Source organism: Acinetobacter sp. GW821-FHT09D10 (genome assembly GCF_059416285.1).
This window is the reverse complement of sequence record NZ_JBWKOW010000007.1, coordinates 228765-240318: the sequence shown is the minus strand read 5'-3', so window position 1 is coordinate 240318 and position 11554 is coordinate 228765. Positions and strand designations below refer to the sequence as shown.

The window sequence follows — 11554 nt, the reverse complement described above, 5'->3', positions numbered from 1 at the left end:
GCAGTTAAAGTTGTTTTACCATGGTCAACGTGACCGATTGTGCCCACGTTTACGTGTGGCTTATTACGTTCAAACTTGGCTTTAGCCATGATGATCTTCCTTTATAAACTGCTCATGCAGGGTCACTGCACGAGCGCTTGGTTTTAACTAAGAATTAGTTTGGGCTTATAGTAATCGAAAGATTACTCGTCGTCACCTTTTTTACCGCCAGTCTGGAACTTAGCGATGATGCCTTCAGCCACGTTACGTGGAGTTTCAGCGTATTTAGCGAATTCCATAGAATAAGTCGCACGACCTTGAGACATAGAACGCATTTGAGTCGCGTAACCAAACATCTCAGCCAATGGAACTTCTGCTTTAATTGCTTTTGTTCCACCAGGAAGATCATCCATACCTTGAACCATACCACGACGACGGTTTAAGTCACCCATGATATCGCCCATGTAGTCTTCTGGAGTTTCTACTTCAACTTTCATGATTGGTTCAAGAAGGATAGGATCAGCTTTCATGAAACCGTCACGGAAAGCGTACGAACCAGCCATTTTGAACGACAATTCATCAGAGTCGACATCATGGTAAGAACCATCGAATAATGTCGCTTTGATACCCACAACAGGGTAACCAGCTAATACACCATTCTTCATACGTTCTTGAATACCTTTGTCAACCGCACCAAAGAATTCTTTAGGTACAGTACCGCCGACAACTTCTTCAGCGAATTGGTATTCTTTACCAGCTTCTTCAACATCCATAGGCTCTAAACGAACATATACATGACCGAATTTACCTTTACCACCTGTTTGACGAACGAACTTACCTTCTTGCTCAACAGTCTTTTTGATTGTTTCGCGGTAAGCAACCATTGGTTTACCAATGTTCGCTTCAACACCGAATTCACGCTTCATACGGTCAACGATGATGTCAAGGTGAAGCTCACCCATACCAGCAATAATTGTTTGACCAGATTCTTCGTCTGTACGAACGCGGAACGATGGATCTTCTTTAGCCAAACGACCTAAAGCAATTGACATTTTTTCTTGGTCAGCTTTAGTTTTTGGTTCAACAGCCAATGAAATTACTGGCTCTGGGAATTCCATACGCTCAAGTGTAATGATGTTTTTCTCATCACATAATGTATCACCAGTAGTAACGTCTTTAAGACCTACACACGCTGCGATATCACCTGCACGGATTTCATCAAGATCTTGACGTTCGTTCGCATGCATTTGCACGATACGACCGATACGTTCACGCTTAGATTTAACTGGGTTATAAACCGGATCACCTTGTTTAAGAACACCAGAATAAACACGTACGAATGTTAAGTTACCTACGAACTTGTCGTTCATGATTTTGAACGCTAACGCAGAGAACGGAGCTTCGTCAGATGCTTCACGAGACGCTTTAGTTTCGTCTTTGTCGTCAAGGATACCTTCGATCGCTTTAACTTCTGTAGGTGATGGTAAGAATTCAATTACAGCATCCAACATACGTTGAACACCTTTGTTTTTGAACGCAGAACCACAAAGCATTACTTGAATTTCAGAAGCTAATGTACGAGCACGTAAACCTGCAATGATCTCTTCTTTAGAAAGATCACCTTCTTCAAGGTACTTGTCCATTAATTCTTCAGAAGCTTCAGCCGCAGCTTCAACCATTTTGGTACGCCATTCGTTAGACGTATCAACTAGGTCAGCTGGAATTTCAGCATATTCAAACTTCATACCTTGAGATGCTTCATCCCAGATAATCGCTTTCATTTCGATAAGGTCAACAACACCTGCAAACGTATCTTCTGCACCAATTGGCACAACGATAGGTACAGGATTACCACCTAAACGAGTTTTAACTTGCTCAACAGCACGGAAGAAGTTTGCACCAGTACGGTCCATCTTGTTCACGAATGCTAAACGAGGCACTTTATATTTGTTTGCTTGACGCCATACAGTTTCAGACTGAGGTTGTACGCCACCAACTGCACAGTAAACCATGCACGCACCGTCAAGAACACGCATAGAACGTTCAACTTCGATTGTGAAGTCTACGTGTCCCGGGGTGTCAATTACGTTGATACGGTGTTGTTCGAATTGGTTACCCATACCAGACCAGAAACAAGTTGTAGCAGCCGAGGTAATTGTAATACCACGCTCTTGCTCTTGTTCCATCCAGTCCATTGTTGCTGCACCATCGTGTACTTCACCAATTTTGTGAGATACACCTGTGTAGAACAAAATACGTTCTGTTGTAGTTGTTTTACCTGCGTCAATGTGCGCAGAAATACCGATGTTACGGTAATTACTAATTGGGGTTTGGCGAGCCATGATGTCTACATTCCTAAATGTTATATTTAAAACAGGACGCATCAATTAAATTGATGCGTACAAATATCCAAGCAGGCAACTTAAATACCCGCAAAGCTCCCACTTTGATAAAGAGCAATGTTGAATCGAGCTGCTGTACGCATGAATATTCTCCTGATTAGGGACTGTTTTATCCGCTTAGAAACGGTAGTGAGAGAAGGCTTTGTTGGCTTCAGCCATACGATGCACGTCTTCACGTTTTTTGATTGCTGCACCTTTACCTTCAGCTGCATCAAGCAACTCACCAGCAAGACGTAAAGCCATCGTTTTTTCAGAACGCTTAGCAGCAGCATCTACTAACCAACGCATCGCTAAGGCAGTACGACGGGATGGGCGTACTTCCATAGGTACTTGATAAGTAGCACCACCAACACGGCGTGCTTTTACTTCGACCATAGGACGAACTTTTTCAAGAGTAGTCTCGAAAAATTCAACTGGGTCTACTTTGTTTTTTTCTTGAACACGTTCTAAAGCACCGTAAACGATACCTTCAGCAACAGATTTTTTACCATCTTGCATTACGTGGTTCATGAATTTAGCGATTGTTTGGCTGCTAAATTTTGGATCTGGAAGGATCTCACGAGCAGCGACTACGCGACGTCTTGGCATTTTAATACACCTAATAATATGACACTTCAGGATAATCCAGCAGTTTGTACAAGTGTCATGTACACGACGCTGGCCTTACTATACGTCGCTTGAATTACAAATCTATGAAGAATTCAAACAAGCGAAACGCTAAAGGGCTTATTGGACTAGTTTCCTAGAATTACTTCTTAGGACGCTTAGTACCGTATTTAGAACGTGATTGATTACGATCTTTAACACCAGCACAGTCTAATGAACCACGAACGGTATGGTAACGTACACCTGGTAAGTCTTTAACACGACCACCACGGATAAGAACAACACTGTGCTCTTGTAGGTTATGACCTTCACCACCGATATAGCTAGATACTTCAAAACCTGAAGTTAAGCGAACACGGCAAACCTTACGCATAGCTGAGTTAGGTTTTTTAGGTGTAGTTGTATAAACACGTGTACAAACACCACGACGTTGTGGACAAGCCTTCAACGCAGGAACTTTGGATTTTTCAACCAAAGTCGTACGACCCTTACGGATCAACTGATTCGTTGTTGCCATATGGCAATTCTCCCGTTATTAAAAAACCTTAAAAAGAAATACCTCTTTTTAAGGGCACATAATTGTAAGCTAAGATGCAAAAATGGTCAACACGGCAATACTTACCAAATGTTGACCATATCAATCTTTGACAGGATAACTTACAAATTTAAATAGAGTTCAAATTTTATTTTTAAACCTCTTATTTGTAAGCATATTGTTAAGAGTATTTTTTATCATCCAACTCCTCTTCATCTTCCTCTGGAGCTAAAGCTGGTTTTTGCTCAGTATGCTCATGTTCCTCTACATGTTTATCGGCAAGTTGCTCAATACCCTGATGAACATTTTCTTGAATTTTCTCTTCGCTCTTTTTACTTTCTGTCGGCTTTAAGACAATAGATACTTTTGAAATTACATCATGATTTTCTACTTTATGATGATGCTCAGCGTGAATATTGCCATCTTCACCAACATTTAAAAGACGTGGACTGGCTTTCTGAATGAGTGTAACCGCAGCATAATAAGCCTGTAGCGGAGATAAATGCTCACTTGGATGTTCATTTAAATAATGTCTTGCGGCTCCAAAGATAGCTTGTGCTTTATGACCAACATCTTCTTGTAGTTTCCAGCTATATACTGCGCTTAAAACAGCACCAGCAACTGGGGTAACTTTACCAAAGGCAGAGAGTTTAGGAATACGATTTAACCACCCCCATTTAAACTCTCCATCTTCATCGACTAACCAGTTCTTTAAAGTATCAAAATCAGTAGTTGAACCTAACACTTGCTGAAATTGATGAATATCTTGCGTTTCCAACATATTTCGTAATGTTTTTAAAGCTAACAATAAAGTTTGCTTTTCAGCAATCAGACTGATATCAACTTCTTTAAAGATAAACTCGACAACATCTTGGTCAGTAACTTCTTGAAGGTCAAAACCATGTGATCTTCCTGTCTGATAAATCGTTCTCAAGACCAACACGAGTGAAACAGGAACATCTACAGCAGCGCCAACCACACCGGACACGCCTGTGATTGCCCCTTGTATTGTCGCAATTAATTTATTTTGTTCAATGAGCGCCTGACTTAAGCGTTGAGAACGACCCGTATCCTTAGTTAGTTCAAACAAATCTTTAGCACCCGCTTCTTCCAAGATTTTTTCAGTTAAGGTGCTTTTTGAACTAAAGTCATTCAACCAATCAAATAAATAGCCTGAGACTTTTTGATCCCAATCTGGGGAAAGAAATGTAGCCACACCATTTACTTTTGTAAAATGCCGCCCAAAGACCTGACGAGTGACTTTCGGTAATTGCTCTCGAAGCATTTGTTGAGGACTTTCATATTGCTCAACTTCAAATGGGCTTTTTGTTCTCGATTTACCTTCAACCGTTTTACCAGTTGGGATTGGTTCAATTACCTTACTTACATCACCTGATTGGTTCTGTTGCAAGATACTCAATCCTGTAGAACTGAGCTTTTTAGCCACTCCGAAGACCTGAGAAAACAAATTGTCAGATTGATTATTATTGAATTTTGTCATCAAGTACCTCGATTTTTTAATTTATCTAATTAGACACAAATACTAGGTGGAATGTGGATTTATCTCAACTTGTATGTGTGTATTTTAGTTAACCCTAAATGCAAAATACCATGTATTTAGTTATTTTTTTAAATGTAAAATTGTCATAAAGATTTGCCATAAGAAATAAAAATCCTTTCTGCTATCATGTTAACAACGAAAAAACATGAGTCTTGTTTTCTTATAGCTATATTCTCCTATTCATTTTCATAGCTGTTGATCACGATAGACTCTTAATATCACCATAAAGGGACCTGTAGATGAAACGTGTTGTAATCACTGGTATGGGTATTAACTCATGTATCGGTAACTCTTTAGAAGCAGTTACTCATTCACTTCAAAACGGAATCTCCGGGACACGTTTTAACCCAACTTATGCTGAACTCAATTTTAAAAGTCATGTGAGCGCTGCTGCGGAACAAGATTTTGATCATATTGACCGTAAGTTAAAACGCTTTATGGGCGTATGTGCAATGTACGCTTACAATGCTGCTGTAGCTGCTGTTGAACATGCAGGACTTACTGCTGAGCAAATCGGTGGTAATCCACGTTACGGTATCGCAGGCGGTTCAGGTGGTGGTTCAACTGCATCTGTTGTTGAAATGACTGAGCTTTTAGAGACTAAAGGTGCACGTAAAGTAGGACCTTTCTTCGTACCACGCAACATGTCAAACACGATTACTGCAAACGTAGGTGTTGCATTCAAACTACAAGGTATTGCTCATACTATTACGAGTGCTTGTGCAACTTCTGCTGACGCAATTGGTTATGCGTACAACCTTATTCAACTTGGCAAACAAGATCTTATGCTTGCTGGTGGTGGTGAAGAAGATCATTGGTCTCAAAGTTTATTATTTGATGCAATGGGTGCGCTTTGCTCGAAATATAATGAAACTCCAGAAACAGCATCTCGTCCATATTCAGCAGACCGCGACGGTTTCGTTATTGCTGGCGGTGGTGGTTTTGTCGTACTTGAATCACTTGAACACGCTCAAGCACGTGGTGCCAATATTTTAGCTGAAGTGGTTGGTTATGCTGCAAACAGCGATGGCGCAGACATGGTTGCTCCGAGTGGTGAAGGCGCTACACGTTGTGTATTAATGGCACTTGAAGAAGCTAAACAACATGGCGTAGAAAAAATTGACTATGTAAATACACATGGTACATCTACTCCAGCTGGCGACATTACAGAACTTAAAGCAATGGAACGTGCATTTGGCGAAGGCAATGTACCTCCTCTTAGCTCAACCAAATCTATGACAGGTCATAGCTTAGGTGCAGCTGGTGTACAAGAAGCCATTTACTCAGTTCTAATGATGCAAAATGACTTTATTGCACCAAATATTAATGTGACTGAACTAGATGAAGGCGCAAAACCTTTTGATATCGTACTTGAAAAACGTGATGCAAAATTGAATACTGTAATGAGTAACAGTTTTGGCTTTGGCGGTGTTAACGCTTGCCTTATTTTCAAAAAGTGGGATGCATAATCCCACCTAGGATTATCGATGGATGCACCTTCTGATGCTTTTTTGTGGGTAAAAGCATTACATATTATTGCTGTGGTTTGTTGGTTCGCTGCTTTGTTCTACTTACCACGTTTATATGTTTACCATGCCATGAGTGAAGATGCTGCTAGTCATCAACGCTTTGAAATAATGGAACGTAAGTTGTATCGCGGAATTATGTGGCCTTCTATGATTGCCACATTAATTACCGCCCATTTTCTTGTGGAATGGGGCGATGCAACTCGACATTACCATCAGGCAACATGGTTTTATCTTAAAGTTGCTTTAGTCGCTTTATTAGTCATCTACCATTTGGTATGTGGCTACTATCGTAAAAAACTTATCGGAAATGCACACTATAAATCACATAGGTTCTGGCGTTTCTTTAATGAAATGCCAACTTTAATCTTATTTGCTGTAGTGATTTTAGTTGTCGTAAAGCCTCAGTTTTAACTGGGGCTTTTGCTTTTCCGAGCAATTTCTTTAATTTAGACAATAAAAACTCGCAGAGTTATCCTTATATTTAACTTTTTTCAATCAAAAGCATAAAATCAACACTCTCTTAAAGTTATACCCAATGAGTAACTCTGACCCTTTATTTACTAATAAGTAATCTATACTATCCTAAAGAAATAGATGAACTTATTTAATGGCAAAGCTATGCTAACTTTTAATGCCCTTAAACGCTCAACCCAACAACAATTTATACTTCTTACACTTTTTATTTTTCGTCACTTAAAAAACTATCCCATCAGATATCTGACTGCTCAAGAAAAAGTATTAGCACAACTCGTTTTCGGTGACATGCTCAATTGCGAACAACCTAAAATTATTGCTACTCGTTATTTACCTTGGCAATCTCGCGGTATTTTTATGGCGCCAAACGGAAATATTTATGTCAATCCTTCCGATTACAGTGAAAATTACGCACTAGAATCTAAATTTATGCAGGGTATTTTTATTCACGAACTCACTCATGTCATGCAATATCAAAAAGGTATTCATGTACTACTTAAAGGTGCATTGTTGCAATCAGCCTATTATCTTAGCTTTAAAAATTACAATCCCTATAAATACACCTACTCTCCCCACAAGGCGTTTAGCTCTTATAACATTGAGCAACAAGGTGAAATTGCCCGTGACATTTGCTCTGGGAAAATCCCAAATATTATCTGTTCACCTCAGCTTCATTTGTAACTAAATAATCAGTCTTTCTTTGAACGTAACATTTTTTGCTTAATGTAAATGAGAATTCTTATAAATCAGAAATACTTATCTAAACAAGAAAATCACGCTTACTTAATTCAAATTATTGAAAAAAATATAACGCGCTTATTCCAAATTGGCTTGTGATAAGGCAGTATACAAACAATAAAAATAATGAAGCCTGTTTCTATTCTATACAGAAAATCTCGTTATTTTTACGCAGAAAATATGTGATTGGTATATATTATTGATCTTGACATTTTTGTTTACTATTTTAATTGTTTACTATCGTATCATACACATCGTTGAAAAATTATATCTATAAAAATCAACACTGTGTGTATCTATATTCGTTATGATCTAGGATTAGGTTTGAATGAAAAGTTTTAAAGTTGCCCTTGCTCAGTTTTCTCCGCATATTGGCAATATTGACTCAAACACCAAAAAGATGATTGAGCAAGTGAATCAGGCGAAAAAACAAGACGCTGACCTGATTATTTTTCCCGAGCTTTCTGTTATTGGTTATCCAGCTGAAGACTTACTGTTACGTCCAAATTTAAACAAACGTATGCAAAAGGCTTTTGCTCAACTTGCCGAAGTTAAAGATATTGTCATGGTTTTCGGATTTGTGAACCAGACAGAAGATGGTCAACGTTATAATTCTGCTGCTGTCATGAAAGACGGTCAAGTTTTGGGTGTTTTTAACAAACACAATTTACCAAACTATGGCGTCTTTGATGAAAAACGTTATTTCCAAGAAGGTCATCAACATTTGGTGTTTGAATATCTTGGACATAAGTTTGGCGTATTGATTTGTGAAGATATCTGGTCAATTAATACCGTAAAACAGTTAAGCCAATTAAATGTTGATACTGTTCTTGTACTCAATGCATCACCATATGAAGTCGGTAAACCACAACACCGTACACAAACCTTAAGTGAACTTGCAAAACAACTTCATCTGAATATTGTTTACGTTAACCAAGTGGGTGGACAAGACGATTTAATTTTTGATGGCACAAGTTTTGTCAGTAATAAAAGTGGTGAAATTGCTTTACAAGCGCCAAGCTTTAAAGAAGACCTCTACATCGCTGAATTTGACCCAAAAAACAAATCATTTAAAGTCACAGAATCTGCTCCTGCTTTAGAAACTTTTGCAGAGATCTATCAAGGTTTAGTTCTAGCCACACGTGATTACGTAGAGCGTTCAGGCTTCCCAGGTGTAATTTTAGGTTTATCTGGCGGTATCGACTCTGCCCTTACATTAGCGATTGCTGTTGATGCAATCGGTGCAGAAAAAGTACAAGCCGTAATGATGCCTTATACCTACACTTCTCAAATTAGTGTTGAAGATGCAGCAGAACAAGCTCGTCGTATGGGTGTAACTTTCGGTATTGCTGAAATACATTCAGTTGTAAATAGCTTTATGCAAACCTTGTATCCTTTCTTTGGCAACTCACCAGCAGATGCAACCGAAGAGAATTTACAAGCGCGCGCACGCGGCACATTACTCATGGGTTTATCAAATAAATTTGGTAATTTAGTACTCGCTACTGGCAACAAGTCTGAACTTTCAGTTGGCTACTGTACACTTTATGGTGATATGGTTGGTGGTTTTGCTGTTCTAAAAGATGTTTATAAAACGATCGTGTTTGAATTAGCTAAATACCGTAATAGCTTAAGTGAAACTCCTGTTATTCCTGAACGTGTTATTACTCGTCCACCTTCAGCAGAACTTCGCCCAGACCAAAAAGACCAAGACTCTTTACCTGCATATGATGTATTAGATGCCATTCTTTACGCATACATTGAAGAAGATTTAAGTCAGGCAGATATTATTGCCAAAGGTTTTGATAAAGAAGTAGTTGAAAAAGTTATCCGTTTAGTTGATCGTAATGAATATAAACGTCGTCAAGGCGCGATTGGGCCGAGAATTACTTCTCGTGCATTTAGTCGTGAACGACGTTATCCGATTGTCAACGGTTGGACAGCGAATGACTGAGCAGAAAAACTCATCAAAAACCACAGCACTTGCTCAAGCACTTTTGCTTGAGCAGGTGGAATTTTTCAAAAAACAATTATCTATAGAAAACTCACCTATTTATTTCCAGCAGTTCATTCAACTCTTTATGCAACATGCTGACGAAATCAAGCTTCATGAAGTGGTGGATTTAGAGCAACTACAAGCCGTTGTGAAACGCTATGCTTTTGAAATGCAGCTAGGCGCTGGTTTACTTGAGTTTATTGGGGAAATTGCGCAGCGTATTTATCTGTCTGCTATGAAGTCTCCAATTCAGCTACAAGATTTGGTATCTGACCACCAATTTGAAATGTGGCTCTCCAAATTTTTAGAAATGGAACATATTCCTCATTATCTCAACCAGTTTTTAAGAACTAGCCCCGCCGTTCAACAACTTTGCCAATATATTGCGACCTCGACCTTAGAACAAAAAATACCAAAATTTCTAAATACATCTAGAGTAGATGACTATCATTTTGAATGGCAACATAAACTCAAAAAATTCTCTTTTTTACAACAACAACGTCTTGAGCATAAACTTGAAACTTGGATTGCCAGCTTTATTCACGAGCAACTCACAGAATTAAGTCTTTTGTCGACTGAAGATTTAGAAAGTCTGATACGACATGTCTGGGAAGATCTTAGACATAAAAAAATGTATGAGTTTATGAAACAGTTAACTCCTCTTGATGTTGAAGAGTTCTTTGTTTTAATTTACGAATATTGGAAAGAATTACGCCAGTCACAATTTATGCAAGATCTTATTTTGTATGGCGTAGAAGTTTTTTATGAATTTTACAAAGACGAGAGTTTATTTGAAGTATTAAGTGAGATTGGTTTAACCGAAACCGATTTACAAACTGAAGCTTTACGTTTTTACCCTAAAGTCATGAATGTCTTTAATGAACACGGTATTTTAGAGCCGTTACTTCAAACGATTTTAGCTCCTTTTTATCAAAGCCCAAAAACACTCGATATGATTGAAAAACATTTTAATGAGTAAAAAAAAGACAAAAAGAAACCATGCATGAGCATGGTTTTTAAAATGGTGGCTATGACGAGACTTGAACTTGTGACCCCCGCATTATGAGTGCGGTGCTCTAACCAACTGAGCTACATAGCCGTAAACTGTGTGCGCATTATCTATAGTTCTGCAGAACAGGTCAAGAGTTCAAAATCATTAAATTCCATCAAATGAACAAATAAGATTCAGATCACCTTTATTTGTTCATTTTTTAGCAAATTTATGTTTTAAATAGTTGATCGACCACAGAAATGTATTAAAAATCTAATACCAGTTTTTTATCTTTTGCCCGCGATCCCCAAATCACCATATTCAACTGTGAAGTCTTTCCTATATCACTAAGGTATTGATCAAAATGTTCTCTGCTTTACCTTCCAAAATAACAGTTTCACATGTATCGCATACCCCTTCACAACATAGGCATTCAAAATCAATATTTAATGTTTCGATCGCTTATAAAATTGACTAGTCATTTTTGACTTCATTTATTGATTAGACTTTTCAAATACATCTGTAAAAGCCTTCCCTCCCATCTTCTGGAACTGTTGAAGCAAATTGTTCCCAATGAATGTATTCATCAAGGTAACAATGCTTATTACAACAATTAATCACAGCATCAATTATTGGTTTCAGTCCACAGACATAGACATAGACATGTGTGCCTTTAGGTTGTGATGAAATCAGTTCATCCAGATTTAATGAGCAACCTTCTGAGTCAACATAACTAAACACAT

10 protein-coding genes, 1 tRNA gene and 1 pseudogene are annotated in these 11554 nt (G+C 38.3%); 5 read left to right on the top strand and 7 right to left on the bottom strand.

Annotated elements, in window-relative coordinates; genetic code table 11:
- From AC07M3_RS15955 to AC07M3_RS15935, 5 genes are all read right to left on the bottom strand, one after another.
- Positions 1–89 (bottom strand): GTP-binding protein (locus AC07M3_RS15955; protein ID WP_072292276.1); only part of this gene is annotated, 89 nt, incomplete at its 3' end.
- Positions 90–182: 93 nt separating this feature from the next.
- A complete protein-coding gene (gene fusA, locus AC07M3_RS15950) occupies positions 183–2321 on the bottom strand; it encodes an elongation factor G (RefSeq protein WP_004641624.1) in 2139 nt (712 codons plus the stop codon).
- 177 nt (positions 2322–2498) lie between these two features.
- The gene (rpsG, locus tag AC07M3_RS15945; protein ID WP_004638185.1) at positions 2499–2969 is read right to left on the bottom strand and encodes a 30S ribosomal protein S7; all 471 of its coding nucleotides are present in this window, start codon (positions 2967–2969) and stop codon (positions 2499–2501) included.
- A 160-nt stretch (positions 2970–3129) separates the two neighbouring features.
- A complete protein-coding gene (gene rpsL, locus AC07M3_RS15940) occupies positions 3130–3504 on the bottom strand; it encodes a 30S ribosomal protein S12 (RefSeq protein ID WP_002050319.1) in 375 nt (124 codons plus the stop codon).
- Positions 3505–3703: 199 nt separating this feature from the next.
- On the bottom strand, positions 3704–5023 hold the full coding sequence (locus AC07M3_RS15935; RefSeq protein ID WP_494567729.1) for an EcsC family protein: 1320 nt from the start codon (positions 5021–5023) through the stop codon (positions 3704–3706).
- A gap of 299 nt (positions 5024–5322) precedes the next feature.
- On the opposite strand from AC07M3_RS15935, the gene AC07M3_RS15930 reads away from it, so the two are divergent.
- The 5 genes from AC07M3_RS15930 to AC07M3_RS15910 all read left to right on the top strand — a co-directional run bounded on the left by AC07M3_RS15930 (position 5323) and on the right by AC07M3_RS15910 (position 10799).
- A complete protein-coding gene (locus AC07M3_RS15930; protein WP_003653298.1) occupies positions 5323–6552 on the top strand; it encodes a beta-ketoacyl synthase N-terminal-like domain-containing protein in 1230 nt (409 codons plus the stop codon).
- A gap of 18 nt (positions 6553–6570) precedes the next feature.
- On the top strand, positions 6571–7023 hold the full coding sequence (gene hemJ / locus AC07M3_RS15925) for a protoporphyrinogen oxidase HemJ (protein WP_003653300.1): 453 nt from the start codon (positions 6571–6573) through the stop codon (positions 7021–7023).
- A 183-nt stretch (positions 7024–7206) separates the two neighbouring features.
- Entirely contained in the window at positions 7207–7767 is a 561-nt protein-coding gene (locus AC07M3_RS15920; RefSeq protein WP_375037086.1) for a hypothetical protein, read from the top strand.
- 385 nt (positions 7768–8152) lie between these two features.
- Positions 8153–9778: an NAD+ synthase gene (locus AC07M3_RS15915; RefSeq protein ID WP_494567728.1), complete on the top strand. Its 1626-nt coding sequence runs from the start codon at positions 8153–8155 to the stop codon at positions 9776–9778.
- Positions 9771–10799, top strand: coding sequence for a hypothetical protein (locus AC07M3_RS15910; RefSeq protein ID WP_307013009.1), 1029 nt, complete (start codon positions 9771–9773; stop codon positions 10797–10799). The genes AC07M3_RS15915 and AC07M3_RS15910 overlap by 8 nt, the downstream gene beginning before the upstream one ends.
- Positions 10800–10842: 43 nt before the next feature.
- Here AC07M3_RS15910 and AC07M3_RS15905 read toward each other — a convergent pair.
- A tRNA-Met gene (locus AC07M3_RS15905) sits at positions 10843–10919 on the bottom strand.
- 157 nt (positions 10920–11076) lie between these two features.
- A pseudogene (cntB, locus tag AC07M3_RS15900) lies at positions 11077–11554 on the bottom strand (carnitine monooxygenase, reductase subunit CntB); the annotation flags it as partial.